Annotated in this window: 13 protein-coding genes and 1 pseudogene; 3 read left to right on the forward strand and 11 right to left on the reverse strand. The window is 58.1% G+C overall.

Annotation, left to right across the window (positions count from 1 at the left end; all coding sequences use genetic code 11):
* Position 1: 1 nt before the first annotated feature.
* From ACSBP4_RS14510 to glmS, 8 genes are all read right to left on the reverse strand, one after another.
* The gene (locus tag ACSBP4_RS14510) at positions 2-886 is read right to left on the reverse strand and encodes a carbohydrate ABC transporter permease (RefSeq protein WP_076145974.1); all 885 of its coding nucleotides are present in this window, start codon (positions 884-886) and stop codon (positions 2-4) included.
* Positions 887-904: 18 nt separating this feature from the next.
* A complete protein-coding gene (locus ACSBP4_RS14515; protein ID WP_076145975.1) occupies positions 905-2092 on the reverse strand; it encodes an ABC transporter substrate-binding protein in 1188 nt (395 codons plus the stop codon).
* Between the two features lie 334 nt (positions 2093-2426).
* A complete protein-coding gene (locus ACSBP4_RS14520) occupies positions 2427-3458 on the reverse strand; it encodes a glycerophosphodiester phosphodiesterase (RefSeq protein WP_435552612.1) in 1032 nt (343 codons plus the stop codon).
* A gap of 267 nt (positions 3459-3725) precedes the next feature.
* Complete coding sequence (gene citE, locus ACSBP4_RS14525) at positions 3726-4769, reverse strand: L-malyl-CoA/beta-methylmalyl-CoA lyase (protein ID WP_435552613.1); 1044 nt, start codon at positions 4767-4769, stop codon at positions 3726-3728.
* A gap of 54 nt (positions 4770-4823) precedes the next feature.
* A complete protein-coding gene (gene mch, locus ACSBP4_RS14530; RefSeq protein ID WP_006181783.1) occupies positions 4824-5885 on the reverse strand; it encodes a 2-methylfumaryl-CoA hydratase in 1062 nt (353 codons plus the stop codon).
* Positions 5878-7155 (reverse strand): methylaspartate ammonia-lyase, encoded by a 1278-nt coding sequence (locus ACSBP4_RS14535; protein ID WP_049964456.1) that lies wholly within the window; start codon positions 7153-7155, stop codon positions 5878-5880. The genes mch and ACSBP4_RS14535 overlap by 8 nt, the downstream gene beginning before the upstream one ends.
* Positions 7156-8601, reverse strand: coding sequence for a methylaspartate mutase subunit E (locus tag ACSBP4_RS14540; RefSeq protein WP_006181785.1), 1446 nt, complete (start codon positions 8599-8601; stop codon positions 7156-7158).
* A complete protein-coding gene (gene glmS / locus ACSBP4_RS14545) occupies positions 8602-9057 on the reverse strand; it encodes a methylaspartate mutase subunit S (RefSeq protein ID WP_006648954.1) in 456 nt (151 codons plus the stop codon).
* 163 nt (positions 9058-9220) lie between these two features.
* Between glmS and mct the strand changes: the two genes are divergently transcribed.
* From mct to ACSBP4_RS14560, 3 genes and pseudogenes are all read left to right on the forward strand, one after another.
* Positions 9221-10393 (forward strand): succinyl-CoA:mesaconate CoA-transferase, encoded by a 1173-nt coding sequence (gene mct / locus ACSBP4_RS14550; protein ID WP_373630772.1) that lies wholly within the window; start codon positions 9221-9223, stop codon positions 10391-10393.
* A 229-nt stretch (positions 10394-10622) separates the two neighbouring features.
* Positions 10623-10772, forward strand: a pseudogene (locus ACSBP4_RS14555) (restriction endonuclease); the annotation flags it as partial.
* A 98-nt stretch (positions 10773-10870) separates the two neighbouring features.
* Positions 10871-14665, forward strand: a complete 3795-nt coding sequence (locus ACSBP4_RS14560; protein ID WP_435552614.1) for a helicase-related protein — start codon at positions 10871-10873, stop codon at positions 14663-14665.
* A 246-nt stretch (positions 14666-14911) separates the two neighbouring features.
* On the opposite strand, the gene ACSBP4_RS14565 is transcribed toward ACSBP4_RS14560, so the two are convergent.
* From ACSBP4_RS14565 to ACSBP4_RS14575, 3 genes are read right to left on the reverse strand one after another with little or no spacing between them, the layout of a single operon-like run.
* Complete coding sequence (locus ACSBP4_RS14565; protein WP_435552615.1) at positions 14912-15481, reverse strand: hypothetical protein; 570 nt, start codon at positions 15479-15481, stop codon at positions 14912-14914.
* Between the two features lie 48 nt (positions 15482-15529).
* Positions 15530-17392 carry a pentapeptide repeat-containing protein gene (locus tag ACSBP4_RS14570; RefSeq protein WP_435552616.1) on the reverse strand — a complete coding sequence of 621 codons (1863 nt, stop codon included), beginning with the start codon at positions 17390-17392 and terminating at the stop codon, positions 15530-15532.
* 18 nt (positions 17393-17410) lie between these two features.
* Positions 17411-21046 carry an Eco57I restriction-modification methylase domain-containing protein gene (locus ACSBP4_RS14575; RefSeq protein WP_435552617.1) on the reverse strand — a complete coding sequence of 1212 codons (3636 nt, stop codon included), beginning with the start codon at positions 21044-21046 and terminating at the stop codon, positions 17411-17413.
* Positions 21047-21287: the final 241 nt, after the last annotated feature.

Below are 21287 nucleotides of genomic sequence, written 5' to 3' on the forward strand. Positions count from 1 at the left end.
TCTACCCACCGTAGTACGAGTACTTGTCAGTCACACGAAATTGGACGTACATGAGGATGCCAACGACCAGAAAGAGGACGACCGATTTCGTGGATGCGATGCCGAAATTGAAGAACGAGAACCCCTCCTGATACAGATCGAAGATCAGGATGTTCGTCGCGCCCGAGGGACCACCGCTGGTCAGCAGATCGACGAGCGCGAACGTACTAAAGAACGCGTAAATCGTGTTGATGATCACGAGGAAGAACAGCGTGGGGGTCATTATCGGGACGTAGACGGAGACGAGACGACGAAACCGACTCACTCCATCGAGTCGAGCGGTTTCGGTGAGTGCGTCGGGAATCGTGTTCATCGAAGCAATCATGAAGATCACGTTGTAGCCGATCTGCTTCCAGATCGCCGCGAGGGCCACGACGACGAACGCTTGCGACCCGTTACTGAACCAGTCGAGGTCGATCCCGAGCGCCTCGATTGGCCCGGTTAAGACGCCTAGCGTCGGATGTAACATGAACAAGAACACGAGCGCACCGACTGCCGGCGGGAGCGCGTACGGCCAAATGACGGAGAGCAAATACGCAGTCTGGCCGTACTCCACCTCGTGGATGAGAAACGTCACGTACAGCGAAAACGAGATCACGCCGACGACAACGATCGCGGCGAACAGTACCGACAGCAGGATACTCGAGTGATAGTCCGAGCTGGTAAGCAGCGTGGTGTAATTTTCGAAGCCGACGAACTCGTCCTGTCGACCGAACCCAGAGTCGAAGAAACTGGTTCGGACCGCCAGTGCCGTCGGATAATACAGGAACACGACCGACACGATGATCGTCGGCAAGAGCAACAGCGCTGCCTCGAGCCGCCCATCGAATATTTCTCGCGTGGACATGATAATGGGACCCGCTGATCAGTTGTAGTAGTCGTCGAGAATCGTTTCGACCTCGTCTTTCATGGCGCCGATCTCCGACCCGATATCGTCGGCGTTGATGATGTCGACCGATTTGTCCTGAATGGTAGTCTGGACGTTCCGTGCCGGTCCGAGCAGGGCCCGTTTCGTCGCCGGATCATCAGCGTCACCGTTCTGGAGTTGCTCGAGTGCGACGTTGTACATCGGGTTCTCCTCGAACCAGCCGTCCGCTCTGAGCGAGTCGACCGAGCTTTGGGTAATCGGGTAGTAGCCAGACCCTTTGTGCCACTCGGTCTGTACCTCGGGTTGGGCCATGTACTGGAGCAACTGTCCGATTTCCTCGTAGCGATCCTCGGGGAGTCCCTCGGGGACGTAAAACGACGCACCGCCGATAACCGGTCCGACGCGAGTCTCACTGATACTCGGATAGGGGGCTGCATCGACCTCGAAGTCCTCGGAGTCGGCGATCAATCCCGAGACCGACGCGGTACTCGTCAGGACCATCGCGGTCTCCTGTTCGATGAACAGCGACGTTGCCTCGCCCCACGCCTCGATTCCCGGGTTCGTATAGAGACCGTCGTCGGCCATCCCCTTCCACCAGTCGAAGAGATCGTGGATCGAGTCCGGCGTTCGGAACGTCGAAGGGTCGCCCGCGTGCCCGTTTTCGGCGTCGGTCATGAGTTCGCCTTCGAAGCCGTACCACGTTTCGACGAACCAGACGTGGTTCGGCCAAGTGATCCCGTACTGGGTGACATCCTGATCGACGAGTTGCTCGGAGGCAGACCGCACCTCTGCGAGCGTGCGCGGTGGGTCGTCAGGGTCGAGCCCGGCTTCCTCGAAGGCATCACGGTTGATGTACATGATCGCGTTCGAGTTGTTGAACGGCAGCGACGCGAGTTCGCCATCGACGGTGAAGAACTCCGCGACGTTATCGAGGAAATCGTCCGTATCAAAATCATCCGGGAGAATGTTCTCAACCGGTCGTACCCTTCCAGTATCGAGCACTTGCTGAGCGAACAGGCTGTCGACTTGCAACATGTCCGAGACACTTCCGGAGTCGAACCCTGCGAGCGTGTTCGTGAGTACGTTCTCGTAGGAATCCTGAAACTCCATGTTCACCGATGTCCCGTATTCGCTCTCGAAATCGGCGGCGATTCCGTCGAGCGTCTCTCCGTTCGTCCCGCCCATCGCGTGCCAGACGGTCAGTTCGTCGGCAATCGGTGTGATCTCTTGATTTCCGCCTCCGCTCAGACAGCCTGCCAGGCTGGAAAGGGCACCCAGTGCAAGTCCGCTCTTGACGAGCGTGCCCCGACGTGAAATCCCATCTGTCGCGTCCTCAGTATCGTTCATCCGAGAGAACGTAGGTGAAAGTACTCTAATAGGTCCTGCTAAGAGTACTATTATCTGATATGAACTAGTGGTATAACTACGTAGATCTCTATTCCGGAAAGAACAACCTCCCCATATTTTGCAACCCACTTCGAGAGCGTCTCCCGGACACGACGAGTTGAACCCGTCTCAGTCAATTGAACTCCCCCGCGAGCAGATCCGAGTAATCGGCGATGATGCCGTCCACGCCGGCGGCTGCGAGGTGTTTGGCCTGCTGTGTCGAGTCGACCGTCCAGACGTTCACGTCTCGTCCGTCCTCGTGGGCGAGTGCAACCAGATCGATGTCCGGCAGATTCGATTTATCGAAAAACGGCGTCCCCTGAATCATCGATATCGGAGGGTGAATTGCCGACGCGTCGTAGGTGCGAGCGATCTCGAGGCCGTCGTCCATCGAGCCCCAAAACAGCGGTGCAATCGGATAGGTAGATAGCTCATGGCTTATCGCAAGCGCGGCCTCGTAGAACGACGAGAGGAGGATCTCGTTGTCGTACTCGTCAGCGATCTCGAGGACGCGGTCGACGAACGGTCGCCAGATCTCTTTCTGTTCGGCAAGTTCGCTACTGGGGAGTTTTTCAGCGAACCGAAGCTCCGTACTGCCGGGATTTTTCAGTTCGATGTTCACGCCGACGGTCGACGGGATCGCATCGAGAATCTCCGTGAGGAGCGGGACCGTCTCACCGCTGTCGAGTACCTCCGCACTGGTAACGGTCTCAGTGTCGGTTTCCCAGACGATGCCGCTCGCATCGGTGAGGCCGTCGCCGTCGTCGCGTTCGGACAGCCCGTCATCGTGGAATACGACCACATCGTCGTTGGCCGTCGGGACGACGTCGATTTCGATGAGATCCGCCCGCTGCCCGGTTGCTTCGGTGTCGGTTGTCGCAGCGTCAACGGCCGCGATCGTGTTCTCGGGGTTCTCCCCGGCGAATCCGCGGTGGGCAATGAGATTCGGATCGCTCTCCCACGAGAGACTGTCCGTCTCGTGATCGTCATCAGTCAGCCCACTCAGCGCATACGCAATACCGACCCCAGCTGCGGCAGCGATTCCCGCCGTCCCGATCAGGACCGACCGACGCCGGCTTCGAGAAGCCGGTGTCGTCGAACTCCCCGTTCGGACCGGTGGGTCCGTTCGATCGTTGGCACCGTGCATCCGATCGGGAATTGACATCCGACATGACAATCGGTCCGTCCCGACGCGTTCGACCATAGCCTGTCATCCTACGGTTCGAGTATAGCGGCTGCTATGTGGGCTACAGAGCGGTATGTAGTCGTCTCTTGGGCTAGGCCCCGTGTCGCCTTGCAGGGCAACTCAAGTCGAGACAAAACGGAAGACAGCGGCCGCTCGGGTCGATACCAGCGACGACGAACGGTTCGCGGTCGGCGTTGGTAGCGTCCGGTGGGCGTTAGTCGCCGACCGACGGTGCTACTGAACCGGTCAGTTATAGGACAGCTCGAGATCGAGCGTGCGCTCGAGGAGGTCCTCGTCGTAGTACTCCTCGGTCTGGCCGGGGCGCATCTCGTGGATCGCGCGGACCTGCTGGACCGTGTTACGGAAGTTCTTGAACGTGGCCTCGTCGACCATCTGGCCGTCGAGGGTGACCGCACCGGTCCCCTCGGCCTTGGCCGCGTTGAAGCGCTCGATCTTGCTCACGTCGCGCTCGAGTTCCTCGGGCGTGGGCATGTGGACGGTGTTTGCCTGCAGGGTCTGTTTGGGATAGAGCGACCAGGAGCCGTCGAGCCCGAGCTGGGCCTCGTGTTCGACCTGATCCGCGTAGTCGTCGGCGTTGTAGAACGTCAGGCCGGCCCGTTCCTTGAACAGGTCGTCGAAGGGGCCGCCGATCGAGACGAGACCGGCGGCGCTGGCCTCGTTCGAGAGCGCCTCGAGCAGGCCGTCCCAGCGGGGCATGCCGTCGCCGAGGTCGCGGCCGCCGAGTTCGGCGGCGTAGTCGACGGGACCGAAGACCAGTCCAGTGAGCCGGGAGTCCTCGCCGAACTTGGCGATCTCACGCAGATCCGAGCGGGCGCGGCCGGTCTCGATGATGATCGAGAGGCCGATGGAGCCGTCCTCGTAGCCGTACTCGGACTCGGCCTCGGCGACGACCTCGGCGGCGCGCTCGACGTCCTCGAGGCGGCCGACCTTGGGGACGACGACGCCGTCGATCTCGTCGCCGATCTCGGCGACGAGCTGGTCGATCTGGTCGCGGCCCTTCTCGCGGTACTCCGCGTCCTCGTAGCTCCACTCGACGCGGGGCCAGATCTCGCCGGGGAAGTCGTACTCGGGAACCTTCTCGATGGTGTTCTCGAGCCCCTCGGCTTTCATGTTCGGCGCGGTGCCGTCCTCCATGTCGGGGACGAGCCAGTCGGGTGCCTGGAAGCCCTCGGCCTCGAGCGCGGAGACGAGGTACTTCGCGGAGTCGTCTTTTGGAACGGCGGCCGGTGCAGTCTGGAACGTACGGCAGAGTCGGATGTCGTCAGTCATGTGTTCGTATCTGAGTTCGTGATTGTCCGCGGTCGTTTGTGATAATCGATCGTGTTAGTTAGAACGCTTTCGGATCTCGGCCGTCCGCGTCCCCGAGTAGACGGGTTCGTCGTTCTGGTTGAACGCGATGTGCTGGAACCGGACGGTGCCGGCCGCGTCGCTCGAGGCGTCGTCTTCGGCCTCGAGAACGCGCGTGAAGGCGTAGACGGTGTCGCCGACGGCGACGAACGTGTGGAAGGATTCGTCGTCGAAGCCGACCTCGCGCCACGTTTGCTCGTCCGAGCGAGCATGGCCGAGTGCCGTCGACCGGGTCACGTCGCCGTAGGTGACGATGTTGCCCGACGGCGAGTCGGACATGACGTCGACGTTGTGATGCTGTTTGGCAGTGTTGAGCGTCGACAACGGCAGCGAGGCGACGGTCACGTCGTCCTGCGTGCGACCGCGCTCGTGGCGGTAGGCGACGGCGGCGTTCTCGTCGTCGGCGTCCTCGAGGGCCGCGACGAAGTCCTCGAAGTAGCCTCCTTCGGGTGCGATGAACTCGTCGGGAAGTGTGGGTTCGTCCTCGTCTTCGGCGGCCGCAGCGCCGCTCCCGTCCGTGGCCATCGGCTCGCGGCGCGGAATCATGTTCGTCCGCTCGTAGGAACAGAGAACGTCACCGGTCTCGGCGTCCGTACCGCGGGTGCGCCAGGAGACGATGCCGTACTCCGGTCGGGAACTCGAGGTCGCCGTGTTGACGACCTCGCTCTCGACGTGGAGTTCGGTGCCCGTGTAGACGGGTGCCTCGGGGAATCGAACGTCGGTCCGCCCGAGGAAGTAGCCGCCCTTCTCACTGAGGTCCTCGACGGTGATCCCCAGTGTCGCGGCGGTCAGATAGTCCGGGTGGACCGGCGGTTCGTCGAAACCACGCGCCGCGGCGGCGTCGCTGCGCCAGTAGGCGGGGTCGTGGTTCAGGGTCTGGCTCATCCACTGTTCGTTGCCGAACTGGGTGAGCGTGAGGCCGGGGTCGTGTTCGATGATATCGCCCTCCTCGAAGTCCTCGAAGCAGTTGCCCTTCTCCTTGGTCTCGACTTCCTCGAGCGCCTGTGCGAACGTGTCCGGATCTGTCCAGTCAGTCATCTGCAGTCACCTCGTCAGTGTCGGTCGCTAACTGTTCGCGTTCCCGGCGGGCGATCGTCCGTCGCATCTCGTTTTCGACGATCATGTAGCCCTCGTCGAAGCCCATGCCGGGCTTTGCCAGCACCTGTGCGGCGTTGGTCGCGAGCGCGACGTGGGCGCAGGCTCGCGCCGAGGTTTCGGTCTCGTTGCAGGTCCCACCGAGGTAGGCGCGGGTATCGGTTCCCTCGCAGTAGCGGACCGCCTGCCCGCTGCGGTGGATGCCCCCGAGGTCGGGGGTCTTGACCTGCACGAGGTCGGCGGCCCCCGAATCGACGAACGCCTGCACGTCCTCGAAGGTGTTACACCACTCGTCGGCGACGATGTCGACGTCGACGCCGGCATCTTTCAGTCCCTCGCGGAGTTCGACCATCGCGTCGATCTGGTCGGCACGGTTGCCGACGTCCATCGGCCCCTCGATCTGGATCGGGTAGGGCGCGGCGGCTGCCTCGAGGTCGGCGAAGTAGTCGACGACCTCGTCGCGGTCGTAGGGCGCGCCGAAGATCTCGCCGATCATGCCGTAGACGTCGATGTGGAAGCGGGGGTCGTAGCCCTCCGGGCCGAGTTCCTGGGAGCGCTCGACCAGCCACTCGACGTACTCGAGCAGCACTTCGCCGTCCTCGCCGATCTTCTCGACGCTGTTGATCAGGGCGTGGGGCAGGACGGGGACGCCCTTGACGAACATCTTCTCGGTGTTGTTGTACCGGTCGTCACCGGACTGGCCGAAGACCGGCACCGGCTCCGTGGCGGGCTCGGTGCCCAGTGCGTCGGCCATCACGTCCGTCTTTGTCTTCCCCGTGGCCGACCCCGCGGCGGCGAGTAAGGCCTGCGAGACGCCGTAGCGGATCGCGGTGTGGAGCCGGTCACCGTCGACCTCCAACTGCTCGAGGGACTCGGCGTTGTCGAGGAAGTCGGTGGCGTCCCGGCCCTCGAGTGCGTCGGCGACGGGGCCCTCGATGACGGGGGCGTACTCTTCGGCTTTGAACAGCGGGTCGCGCCCGCCGGCACCGGAGTACTGGACCGCGGCGCAGTCGCCCCGGACAACGGTCCCGTCGGCGAGTTCGATGTCGACGATGATCGACTCGCCGGCCTGGCGAATCTCGTCGAAGCCGTCGGTAACGGGCTCGCCCTCGTAGGTGAACCCGTCGTGTTCGGCACCTTGCTTGATCGCGCGCTGATCGTCGAAGAAGAACCCGGAGTAGCCGGGCGTGGCGTGGATTCCTGTAATCTCCATTTAGACGTCACCCTGTGGCTGTGACTGCGGTCGGCCGATGAGCTTTCCGTCGCTGATCGCGTCGACGTCGTCCGCGACCATGCGGAACGACTGATCGCGGCCCTCGGTGTCGGCACGTCGGGAGAGTCGGGCCTTGTGAATCTCCTTGATGTCCTCGTCCATCTCGAGGTCGGCCCACTCGAAGATGCGGACGCGACCGTCATCGTCGCGTGCGGGGAGGACGGCTCCTTTCGCGCTGTCGCTGGGTGCGAACGGCACGTCGAGTGCGCCCGAGTCGAAGGCCTTGAGCGTCCCCTGAACGACGTCGCCGTCGCCGTGTTCGAAGATGGTGTCCATCAGACAGCGGGTCTCGCGCTCGATGAGGTCCTGTTCCTCCTCGATGCCATCGATGTCGATTTTCTGCTCGATGGCCATGTCGATGACCTGCCGCGTGGTGCGCAGGCCGGCCGAGTTGGCCTCCTTGGTCGGGACGCCCTGGAACTCCTGTGGGGACTTGGTGATGACCTTGTCGGGCTGGGCGATGGCGGCGGTCATGCCGCCGAGGCTGATCACGCCGTTGGCGCGAGCCTCGTCCGGCGGGAAGCCGCCCATCCACTCGTGGAAGACCGTCGTGACGACGACCTCGTCGGGCAGATACTCGTTGCCCAGCTTCTTCAAGGCGTTCAGGGCGGCAACGTCCTGCACGACGTTACCGACCTGCCCGTAGCCGAGGGTGATCGAGCGCACGCCCTGCGTGGCGGCGAGTTTCCCCTCGACCAGCATGACCGCGATCGCGATCGACGGCGGGACCAAGGTACCGGTAAGGGGGCCGAACGGCTCGCGGTTGATCCGCACGCCCCGTTCGGTGTAGGCTCCCGCGAGTCGATCGACGAACTGCCACTTCTCGATGGTCTCCTCGAGCCCGTGGCGCTTCGTGTACGGAATGTTGTAGGAAATCGGGCCGCCCTCGAAGCTCTGGAAGCCGCCGGCGAAGGTGATCGCCGCCAGCAGGCGGGCATCGGGCGTCCCGTGGCGCACCTCGATCGGCGCGTCGACCGCGTCGATCAGCTGTCGACAGCCGTCGACGCCGTGATTGACGGCGGGGAACCCGTTGAGCGTGTCGTCGCCCGTCTCGAGGGCCTTGTCCAGCCCCTGTTGGGCCTTCTCGTACTCGTTGTCCCGGGTGTAGGAGTCGATCGTGGTCGGTAGGAGATCCGCCTGTCCCTCCTCGTGGAGGTATCGCAGGAGTTCGATCTGATCGTCGAGCCGGGGGACGCCGGCTCGTGGCTGCAGAAGTGGCTTGTCGGCCGACTCGAGGACGTCGGCGAATCGCTTGTGGTCGGGCAGCGATTCGTGGTACTCGATGGCCTCCTCGAAGTCGACGTCTTCGCCCGTCGGCCAGTTAGATCGAATTTCCTCGTCGATACGCCGTAGCTCGTCGGACGGAATACGTTCGTCTCGTATCATCTAGGAACTAATAGTAGCGCGTTCCGACTCCGTCGGTGTGATCTGGAGGTCTTCGCGCAGCGCGGCAATCGCGTCCTCGGGATCGGTTTCCGAATCGAAGACGCGGTCGAAACCGAGTTCGCGGAAGGTCCGACGGGTTTCCTCGAACTCGTCTTGCCCGACGGCGAGGTTGCCGCCGATGTAGGTGACCGCGTCGACGCCCGCGTCCTCGAGAACGCCTTGGAATCCCTGACAGTCCTGCTCGGCGTGTCCGTAGAGCGAGGAGACGAGTACAGCGCTGGCGTCGTGGGCTTTAGCGGCCTCGGCGAACTCCTCCTGGGAGGTCTGGACACCGAGGTTCACGACATCGAAGCCGGCTGCGCTGAAGGCTTGCTCTAGGATTGTGATGCCAACGACGTGGGCATCGGAGCCGATCACGCCGAGGACGACCGTTTGGGACATCGTACTCGGACTCATGAGCGACCGGTGTATAAACCTAATGATCTTCCATGATAATACTCCTTAAAGATCCTAAGACCGTCCCAATGGGTGATGCTCACTCAGCCCTCGGTACCTGCCACCAACTACATAATCGATGGTAAGGGTTTTGGTACTGGTTTGGAAAGGGGGGCGTACAGACATGGGCGCACTCTCGAACCTTCGCGTGCTGGATCTGACCCAGGTGCTGGCTGGGCCGTACTGCACGATGTTGCTCGCGGACATGGGCGCGGACGTGGTCAAGATCGAGCGGCCGGGCGGCGACATGATCCGGTCGAACCCGCCGTTCGTCGACGACCCCGACGAGGAAGCCTACGGGGGCTACTTCCAGAGCGTCAACCGCGGCAAGAAGAGTATCGAGCTGAACTTAGGCGACGAAGAGGATCGTGCGGACTTCCTCTCGTTGGTCGAGGAGGCCGACATCGTCGTCGAGAACTACCGCTCCGGGACGATGGAGAAGTACGATCTGGGCTACGAGACCCTCACAGAGTACAACGAGGACATCATCTACTCCTCGATTCGGGGCTTCGGCGACCCGCGGACCGGCGAAACCCACCGCCAGGGCCAGCCCTCCTTCGACCTCATCGCGCAGGCGCTTGGCGGCGTCATGGAAACCACCGGCCAGCCCGACGGCCCGCCGACCAAGACCGGTCCCGGCGTCGGCGACCTCTTCACCGCGACGCTGAACTGCATCGGGATTCTCGCCGCCGTGAACCACCGCGAACAGACCGGCGAGGGCCAGTACGTCGACACCGCGATGTACGACTCGATGCTCAGCTTCACCGAGCGCGCCATCTACCAGCAGTCCTACACCGGCGAGGCCCCCACCCGACGGGGCAACTCCCATCCCACGCTCTTTCCCTACAACGCTTTCGAGACCGACGACGGCTACGCCGTCATCGCCGCGTTCAACAACAACCACTGGGCCGAACTCTGTGACATCATGGGTCGCGAGGATTTGGCCGAGGAGTACCCCACGACCGCCGAACGCCTCGAGAGCCGCGATCACCTCCGCGGCGAGATCTCGGAGTGGGCACTTGAGCAGACCAACGACGAACTCGTCGGCCAGCTCGAGGGCCGGGTCCCGGCCGCGCCCGTCCAGACCACCGAGGAGATCTTCGAAGACGACCACGTCCACGCACGCGACATGCTCGTGCCCGTCGAACAGCCCGGGGCCGACACCGACGTCGAGATCGCGGGCAATCCGATCAAGATGAGCGAGACCGAGCCCGAGCCCCGCGGTCGCGCGCCGCTGCTGGACGAACACCGCGAGGACGTGCTGGGCGAGCAGGCAGAAGAGACGGCCGACGACTGAGGCCGCACACCGATCGATCCGTTTCTGACGTAGTCGGATACGTCGCTACTACTCGCATTCCGTCGGGCTGCGTGTTCGTCAGCCGTTTCCCATGGTCATCGCTTCCGTCCAGTTCCGGGTGTACTCCCCCTCGAGTTCGTCCGTGTCTGACTCGCCGTTCGCGACCGGTGGCGCTCGAGCGACTCCAGCGACCGGAGGTTTCTTCAGGTGACAATTCAAGGGGACAGCCATGAGTCAGGCGACGCTGTCGGACCGCCCGTACGCGAACTCGAATCTCTTCTCCGGCTACTATCTCGACGAGCGGATCGAAGACCGCGAGGAGTGGGACTGCGACGACGCCGCGAGCGAGGCCCTCGAGGAACTGCAGGACCTGTACGACGATTAATCGAGTAGTCTTAGTGCCTTATTCCTCGAAATATAGTAGTTCAGATCTGCAGAATGTTTTATCAATATGGGATAACGATACGGGATCAGTAGATGCTCTCTTTGGATCCAATCGTCGACAATACCGATTCGACTCTCGAGGAGACGTACAAGAAGGTCGTTCCATTGAGCGAAGAGATTCGAATTTCGACGGGATACTTCTACCTCTCCGGCTTCGATCTGGTTTCGGAAGATCTCGAACAACTCGCCGATCCCGAAACGCTCGGCCGATCCCCGATGCGTATTCTGATGGGACGAAAGACGGATCAACAGACCGCCTCAGAACTTGAGGAAGGATTTTCGCTTCGAGATCAGTTTAAAGACGAACTCAGAGAAGACATCGAGAGTCTGAATCGGGCTCAGATCGAACGGTTAGATCGACTTCGGGACTTCATTGCGAAAGATCTCATCAATGTTCGAGTCCGTATTCCCGAATCGGGGTATTTCCATGCGAAGGGGGCCTGTTTCAGAGCGCCACCTGAATCCGAGAAAGCGAGAGATCAAGTGGAAGACAAACGAGGGGCAGTGACGATTGTCGGATCCTCGAATTTTTCAGCGAGCGGGCAGCGAAGAAACGTCGAACTGAACATGACGAGTCAGGATCGGCGGGAAGCGGAAGCGTTCGAGGAGTGGTACGACAACCAGTGGGCCAACGCTGAGGAATTCAGTGAGGACATCCTCGAGATCATCGAATCGAGCGAAAAGTATCAAGAGTGGCAAGAAAAGCAGGAAACCGAGTCGGAGGCTGCGCAAAATACTGGCGAACTCGGAACCTATCTCGAGCCCTTTGAACTCTATAAACTCCTCGCGTACGACGAACTCAACGGTAACGTTAGCACGCGTGATAGCCCCCTCTACTACTTCCAGCGGCTCGGCTACGAGAGTGCGAAGGAGAAACTCTCGACATACAACGGCTGTATCATCAGCGACAGTGTCGGTCTCGGCAAGTCGTTTATCGGTTCGGAGCTACTCTACGATTACCGGCAGCGTGGCGACCGATGTCTGCTGATCGTTCCTGCAAACCTCACGGAACAGTGGACGGATTTGCTTCAGAACGCAACGGACGAGGACGGTAGTTCGTTCTTCGGTCTCGAGGTCGACGGTACCTATCTCGACGTGATGAGTATTACCAAGTTCCAGAACCTCCCCTACGAAGAAGTCCAGACGCTTCGGGACGAGTTCGACGTCGTTCTGATCGACGAAGCTCATCGGTTCCGTAACTACGGGAAGTGGCGGCCCGATCCCGATCACGACAACGATTACAAGGGGACGAGACGGCACGCCAATCTCCGTCAACTACGCGGGAAGACGATGATCATGCTGACGGCAACGCCGATCAACAACTCCGCGACCGATCTCAAGAATCTCATCAGTCTGTTCACGAGTACCGAAGAACTACGAAACAAGGCGAGTCTCGATTTCGATTCGTTCGACGAATACATCGATCTCGCAGCGGAACGAAAACGGATCGCTGCAGGGAAAGAGGAAGTCGACGAAGAGCGCCAACAACAGCTGACTGAAAACCTGCAGCGCCAGTCACTCGAGATCTCGAAGATACTGAACGAAGTGATGGTCCTCCGCACACGGAAACACGTCAAAGACGAAATTCTGGACGAAGAGGACTTCGAGATGAGTTTCAAACCACCGCAGCTTTCGAAGGAAGAGTACTCGCTCCCGGCAGCCTATCAACCGATCTATCGAATGCTCCCCGACGTAATGGACGTACTCCATCTGCCCCACATTACCGTCAAAAACCCGCAATCAGGGAGTACTCTCAAAGCACTCTACAAACTCAATCTACTGAAACGACTCGAATCGTCTACCTACGCGTTCGTCCAGTCGCTCGAAACCCTCCATCAAAGCGAACGAAGACTGCTCGGACTGCTTGAGGAACTTCCCGAAGACGAAGACATCAGCGCACTTCGGACGTTCAAAGAGGGCGATAACAGCGCGACACTCGACGACTTCGTCGAGGGAGAAGACGCAGCGGCGGAACTCGAGCAGACGCTCGAAGAGTTCGGCTTCGATACCGGCGTCGTTCGGGACGACGATGGAACCACGGAAGACGAACTCGCCAACGCCACGGTCGGCGAAGTGAAAACGTACATCGAGGAGGATCTGACGCTCCTCGCGTACTTCCTCGCACAGTTCATCGGTGACGTTGCCCGGGACGCGGACATCGTGCGGGACCACGCCGTCGAAGCGAGGGGCTGGCTTCACGATCACGACGCCAGCGTACTCCCCGACGTTCCGGAGGACGATCTCAATCCGATCCTCTATCCGGATAGCGATCTGAGTACCGTCGACGAAGCGACTCGAGAGTTCTACGAGAGCGTCTTCGGCCTTCGCGAGTTCCGGGATCCGAAGATCGATCGGCTGGGAGAGATTTTGAACGAGTACGACAAGAAAGTCCTCGTCTTTACCCAGTATCGGGCGACAGCCGATTACGTCTACCGGACGTTACGGGACGATCCAAACTCGCCACTGACAGAACGGAACAGCGCGGTCATCAAAGGTGGAGACGAGAACAAGCAGGCGATCATAAAACGGTTTGCACCCGAGGCGGCCGGTTATCAGCAGACGCTCTCGGAGTCCGACGAGACCGAACTCCAGTACGTGATTGCGACCGATACGCTGAGCGAAGGCGTGAACCTGCAGGACGTCAGCGTCGTCGTGAATTACGATCTGCCGTGGAATCCGATGCGGATCGTCCAGCGAGTCGGGCGCGTCGACCGGATCGGGAGTACTGCGGAGAAGTACGTCCACAACTTCTATCCCGACGGCGACATCGAAGCGGCGATCAAGCTCCTCGAGCGATTACAGGCGAAGATCAACGACATCGCATTGATCGTCGGCAAGGAGAACAACATTCTCGATCCGAACGAAGATCAGATCCTCGAGCAGGCGGGTGTCGAGACCGAGAAGACGATCGGCGAACTCGAGGTCGAAGAGATCGAGCAATCACTGAAGCGCTCCCGCGAAGTGAACGATATCAACGAACTCGACGACACGAGTAAGAACCCGCTGTTGCGCAACGCCGGGAGCGACGAACGAGCAGCGTACGAACGGTACCTGCTAAAGAACGAACTGAACGAGGAGTTCGATCTCGAGGCCGACGACTTCGAATTCGCGGAGGAGTACTTCGAAACCGCGCCCGGCGAACGGGACCTGCTCTATACGAACGCCACCGATCACGAGAAGGGACCGCGACCGGGCGTGTTCGGACTCGCACACCTCTGGTTCGAAGGCGAAGACGCTCCCTTGGGTCGGGTCCAGCGCGGGTTCTACTACAAGCCGTTCGGTGGCGAGGTGAACGAACGGTTCGTCGGGACGCTCAAACTCACGCCCGACGTCGAGGGTGAACCGATCGCCGACGCGGAGACCTCGCGGATTCTCTCCGATCGCGACCGGATCGAGGACCTCGTTGCGGACCGATTGGACGACATTCGCGAGAGTCAGGTCGAAGGCGCGTACCTGCAGGGTGGCCAGCACTCGAAGGAACAGGAGACGATCATCAGCTTCTGTAAGCAATACGTCGAACCACAACACGGTGACGAGCGGGACCCAAGCGGCGAGTACGAGACGATCGAGGAACGATCGCGGGACCTCCGCGATCGCCTCAGCGATGTCGGACTCAAGAATGCCGACGAGGACCGCGTCCTCCGCGACTGGTTCCGGGATAACGCCGGGTACGAATCGTTGCCCGATTGGCCAGTAGACGAGTTCCTCGAGACGGTCGAGGAGTTCCTGGAGGAGTACGTCGAGGGGTCGACGGAGTATCAGGAGACGCTCGTCGCCGAGAGCGAGGTTCGGGCGCGGTTGATGTGTTGGGGTGTCGTCGGCCGCTGACGAACGAACTCGTCCAAACGATGCCCGAGAAGAGGGCGCTTCTCAGTCGGGAAGATGGGCTAAATCTGCCCCGACCTCGTAAGCACCCTCACTGAGTTCTGATCGCTCCTCGATTCGACGGTCGATTTCACGGCGGAGTTCGTCGAGGTCCATCGTTCATCCTTCCATAGAACGATGGTGAACAAAATACCTCGGCTAATTCCGAGAGATGATGAGTAGGGACCTCCAGCAAACGCTCGACTTTCGTTACCGCAAGTGTTCGAGGATCTGCAGGAACCGAAACGCGGGTTCGCCGTAGGACTTCGTCTCCTCGGACGCGAGCGCACGGAGTTCGTCGACGCGTTCGGTGTAGGTTTCGTTGACCACAAGGTCGATTCCGGTTTCGATTCCAGGCTCCTCCTCGAACTCGGCGGAGAGCTGTTCGAGTCCGTCGGTGAGATAGCCGTCCGAGAGGTACGGGGCCCAGAGCTGGAGGACGTACTCGTCGGCGTCGTCGAACACCCGCGTTACGTAGTCGTAGTCCGACCGGAACTTGGACTCGAGTTTCTCGAGCGAGTACTGGTAGCTGTCGTTGCCGAAGTCGCTCCACTTGTCCGTCTCGGGCGTGCCCGAGTACGCCGAGCCGTTGAGGTGGGTGATGACCTCGCAGGCGTAGACGGCCTGTGTGCCGTCGCTGGAGTCGATCGCGACGACGTCGATCTCCATCTGCGCGCCGTCCTTCTTGGACCTCGAGTTGTAGCTGACGACCTCGGCATCGGTGACGAGTTTGTGGTAGGCTCCGACGATGAGTTCGCCGATTTGGGCGTTAGAGACCATATTATGACTTGTATTTCATTCTCATTTGTCTTTCATATATTAGTTACTTCACCGTTGGATAGATCGTGAGAGTGTGAACACCAAAAGTGCGACGAACGATGGGACTACAAACGTTTGGAAAATCGCAACCAGTGGGCTGATCGAACTGGGAACTGATCCCGAGGTTCCGAAAGTTAACATGTACCCTACAGTCTGAACTCCTTCAACGAACAGCGCGGGTTTTCCTTCAGCTAGGTTTGGTATCATTAGGAACATAGATAACCAAATTAAGAGGACTACATACGAGAGAACAACCCTATGTGGTTTTTCCCCATATCCGCATGTCACACGATATATTTGATTTGATAAAATGTGTGGGGCCGAACGTAAAGATTCCAAGAAAAAGTCCAACTCTGAATCAAGAGAATTAGGACTGATCGCGTATTGTGAACATCGGAAATTCATTTCTCGTTGGAAAAATTCAGATTTGGCTTTGCTATCTCCGATCTGAGACGCACCCTGTTTAGCTTTTAGGTAGGTGATTTCACGCACTGTTTGATCTTGGTCGATAGCATCGACGACTGTTGTAACAGAACTGCGATCAATTTCCCAATCAATCTCTTCAAGATCGTCTCGGTACGCAGTGAAATCGAACCCATCGAAATCGGTTCGGTTGACGATTAGATACTTGAACGAATTTTCGTCAGAAACCGTATCAACATCACCAATACAGCCGTTACTGATATCGAAATACACATCTCCTAACGAAGGCTGTCGGAACTGCCCTCGTCTAACTGTACTCGAATCCAGGTATACTCGTGCTTTATTTTCTAGATCAGAAAATGTACGTGAGGCTGAATCACCCAATACACTGAGAACATTAATCGGATCGAATTTCATATCTACAGTATGAAAATCCACAGAGTGGAAATTAATTGTGGCAAAAATTTGGGTTTCTATAAAAGACACCCGTTGATCAAAGACTGCGTTCCCAAAGTCTGCATGATCAAACTCCGCCCCGTCAAAACTTGCTCGACTCTGGAATTGTGCTGATCGAAAATCACCACCATTGAATGTCTTATCATTAATATGAGTGAAATCTTCCCTAACGAAATCCCGCTCAGAGAAGTATATTCGTTGTTCCTGTGTTGTTTGTTCTTTGATAGTAGATTGGTCGGTCTGGTTTTTTGGGTCTACCGACCTGCGACCGAGCATCAAAGGGAAGATTGAGAGATTGCGTACATTCCGATAAGCATCTTCAGATTCGGTAGTGTCGACATTGGTGTAAAGACTCTCAAAACTAGATGACTCGAAATTAACTGTGTCTGCAAATTTGCATGACTGGAAACTCGCACCTGAGTAAAATCGAGTCTGCTGGAATGTAGCTCCTCGTTGAAAAGTCGCATCGTCAAATAGCGCAAAGATACATGTAGAGTCTCTAACTCTCACCCGTTGATTGAACAGGCTTTGAATACAAGTTAGCGCACCGAACCACGACGAGGAAATATCCCACGGACCGCTAAATTCTGCATGTGAGAAGTCAGCGACATATACATAGGCGTCCGAAAGAAGAAGAGGTTGCTCAAACCGCGTATGATTGGCTTGGAACGTATCTATCACTGCATGTCGAAGGTCAATTGGATAGTTATCTGGAGAATCTATTTGTTGGAAGTCGATATTGAGCAAGTCAATCCGTGCTCCGACGAATTCTTTCGATCGGCGACCAGCTGATGACGTACACTCGAGAAACGCATCAGCCACTTGCTTTTCATCCACCTTTTCTCGGTTATTCTCCCGGAGATGAAACAGACAGCGGTCTTTACTCGCCTCTGCTACTTCATGAGGACATTCCCACCCGTCGACATCGTGTTCTGATTTCTCTGAGTCCTCAAGTTCGAACACGAATTGACACTGATCATTGTCTGGATTCATGTTCAAGTCCCTCGAGAGCTATGAGTACGGGCCCTTTTTAGCCAGTTCGTCGTACTTCTCGAGGACCATCTCGAAATACGCCTCGTCCATCAGCCGGGGGTTCTCGACGCGGTGGAAGTCGTCCAGCACGAACTTCGTGTCCTCGCGCTCGAGGCCGTAGGCGTGGAACGCGGCCGCATCGATCTCGGCTTGCAGCTCGCGGCGCTCGGCCTCGTCGGTCGCGGGGTCGATCCCACCGAGGCGCTCACGCATTTCGGCGAACGCCTCGCCGTAGCAGTTGAGGCGGGCGGCGCGGGAGGAAATGTAGTGGAACCAGTCGTCGCCGTCCGTGAGGCGAGGCATCTGCGATTCATTGAATTTGTACTGGACGATATGACTATCCACTTTAGTTCTCATCAAGTAGTCGAATGGAACGCTGTTCAGAAGTCCGACTAACACGAATAGCTCTTTATCACTGAAAGCCCGTTTGTAGGCACTATGCATCGGATAGTTACTGAGATCGTCCTCAGAGACATCTATAATATATGGCCGTATTGTGCAGATAGTATGGACTGTCACGATATCTTTTGGGAGAACAGTTGCTATTAGCGATCGTTCGTCATCTGCTCTTGCGATATTCCGAACGCCGATCCGGTATTCAGTGCAATCTAGAAGCACGTCTTCCTTTGATAGTTCACAACGACTGTGCTGTTCAAGAAGATTATTTACAAACGACTTTTGAGAGCCTGACCCACCAAATTCATTATATATTGATTTCTTAAGGCTAGTAGCCGAATCACGGGATCTGAAATTCTTCATTCGGACTCTGTGCTTGGCACTTCGCTCAGGTTCGTGTTCAGAAACACCCCAGAATGAAATAGGAGTTAAATCATCCTCGATCGTGTTATCATATGCGAATTGATGGATGTTCTTCCCTTCATAGATTGGATAGTCTCCTTCTTCAGGCGTTTCAATGAGACGATCAGAGTCATTAGCCCGGTCAAGTTCCTTCATGTAGAGAGAGGCAAACCAAGTATCATCTACTTGCTCTCCGATAGGTGGATACTGAGTAATCTTTGATAGTGCATCAATCAGTTCTTGTGACCGGAAATAAGGGAAGATCCCTGCTTCCGGTGAATAGTTTTTCAACACCCTTCCCGGTATATTAACTGATCTCTTATTGAACTCGCTTAATATCGATGTATCCCCAGTGCTATATACACCGTTAACCACATCGGTCGATCCACTATTCTTAAATGTACAGATTGAGAAACGGTATCGATCATCGAGTCCATCAAATATCTGCTTATTCTGGAACTGAATAAAATGCTCTAATCTTGACTCGTTTATTAGGTATTGACGAAGGTCTTTCCCAGTTGCCCCAAGGAAAAAACTGCCTGGCATAATCTGCGTTACATACGAGCTACCTCCTGCTAATTGCGTTGCTCTTTCAAAGAAGAATAAGGAGAGTTCATTCTCAGTGGCAACTGTTTGCCCACCGACGGTAGGTTCTTGTAACTCATACTGAGTAGACGAATTGTAGTATTCTGCCCTAACCTCCATCTCCTGTTGGAACTTCTCCCATGCTGCTTGTATCTCTGGATCTTCGAGCAGGTTCTCCTGCATTTCGTCCTTCTCTTTTGGTGGCCGCGTCCGAAACAACTCATCGTATTTTGGGAAGAAATGCTCCCGATCTACGGTAAGTACATCCCACGGTGGATTACCGATCACTATGTCGAATCCGCCATCCTGATACACGGGTGCGAACTCGAGTACCCAATGAAACGGATGAAACTCCGCTAGATCCTCGAGATCGACATCTTCGAGTCCGGCCTCGTGGAACTGCTCGAGTACCTTCTCGTCTAGCGTTTCGCTGTGCGTGTCGATCCGTGATTCCGCCAGTTTCCGCGCGTTCGTCGCTTCTTTCGCACTCGTAGCGTCCTGATGGCGCTCGATCGCATCGATCACGTCGTCGTACAGTTCCTTGACGTTCGTTCCGACACCACCGCCGTAGTTCGACAGCGCCGCGTCACCGTCCTCGTTCGCGACTTCTTGGACCTCGGTAAAGCCGATCAGCGAGTTCCCCTGCCGAATGTTGAAGTCGGTGTTCGGCAGCGGCTCGACCTCGTGGGGCTCGTCCTCGATGTCGGCCACCATCGAGAGCCACAGCCGGAGCTTGCAGATCTCGACCGCGCCGTCGTCGATGTCCACCCCATACAGGTTGTGCAGGATGATCTCGCGCTTTGCGTACAGCGACTTGCTCCCCTGCCGGTCCTGGATGGCCTCGAGTTCGTCGCGCGTCTGACTGGCTAACTCCCAACCCATGCCGTCGGCCTCGAGTTCCTCGAAGTACTCGAGACACTGCAGGTAGATGTCCAGCAATACGTCCTGGGCAGCGAGCAGGAACGCACCGCTGCCGACGGCCGGATCGAGGACACGGGCGTCCTGCAGGATGTCGAAGTACAGCGTCTCGACGTGGTCGGTCTGGACCTGTTCCGTCGGAGCCTGTTGAGTGATCGTCCCGCCGTCAGCGACGGCTTCGCCCTGCGCCGCTTCGGTTGCGGGGCTCGAGAGGCCGAACACCTCGTCGATTTCCTCGTACTCGGCGTCGACGGCTTCGTTCAACTGATCGAGCAGATAGGGATGGATCGAGCGCCGGGCCATGAACCCGGTGATCTCCTCCGGCGTGTAGTACGCGCCCATCTCCTTCTGGTTGACCGTCTGCTCGAAGATGTGGCCCAATACGGCCGGCGAGAGGTTCTTCGGATCGACGATGTCCAACCGCTCGTCGACGTTCCAGTTCCAGTCCGAGAGGAACTCGAGGATGCGACCGAACAGGTCGTTGGTCTCCTCGGTTGAATCACCGAGCTTCGCGTCCGGGAACTCCTCTTCGACCGGATTCGTACTGAACAGCCCACCGTTCAGGTACGGGAGGCTCCCGAACTCGGGATCCTGTTTCCCCTCCGCGAGCAGTTCGAAAAAGAGCGGGTGGTAAAACTCCTCGTAGACGTCCTCGCCGTCGGCGACGATCCGGTCGTGATGCTCGTGGAGATACTCGGGATCCCGATCGAGCAGTCGCTTCTCCTGGATAAAGTAGAGAAAGATCATCCGATCGAGCATCACCTGCACGTATCGCTGCTTCGCATCCCCGCGGTCCTCGGGAACGTTCGCGACCTCTTGGACGAGATCAGTCCGAAGGCTCTCGAACTGCTCGTAGAACTGCTCGACGATCTGCTGGGTGTCGTAAAGGTCGCCGTAGATAGCCGTCGAGGAGCCGTACTCGATCTCGTTCAGCTTCTGCAGGATGGTGTTCTTTTCGCCACCGTCACTGGAGAACTGGGACTTGGCGAACGAGAGCTTCTGGTGTTTGATCTGGCCGTGTTGCTGACCGAACGTCCGCACACGCGTGAGAAACGTGAACTCCTCGAAGTCGTTCGTCGCGACGAGATTCGTGTGCCGGCGATCGACGTCTTTCGGCTTGAAATCAGTCGCAGATTCCCCGGGGCCGGCTTCGACCAGCGTGATGAACTCGTCGTCGGCGAGTTGGAGGACGAGCGTGTTATCGTCGCCGAGATCCGGCTGCGGCTTCAGATTCCGTTTCTCGAAGGTTGCAGCGATATCCTCGAGAGAATCCCAGCCCGCGATGTCCGTCGCGGTAATTGGCTGGATAGTCATACGCCAATGGAAACAGTAGGGTCATATGAAAGTACTGTCCCCCAACTCGATCGATGGATTCACGGAGAACTGACGGCCACCGAGGTACGGAGAGTTGATGCTCGTCTGTGACGTTCGTATCTCCCCTGATCGAGGTCACAGGAAGGGACCGATCCGGACGCGTTTTCACACCGTTTTAGTGGTGCGACAATTCAGACGATGAGTAATATGATCCGACAAACAGGACTGGGGCCACTGCATG

Source organism: Natrinema sp. CGMCC1.2065, assembly GCF_051225675.1.
GTDB classification, from domain to species: Archaea; Halobacteriota; Halobacteria; order Halobacteriales; family Natrialbaceae; genus Natrinema; species Natrinema thermotolerans.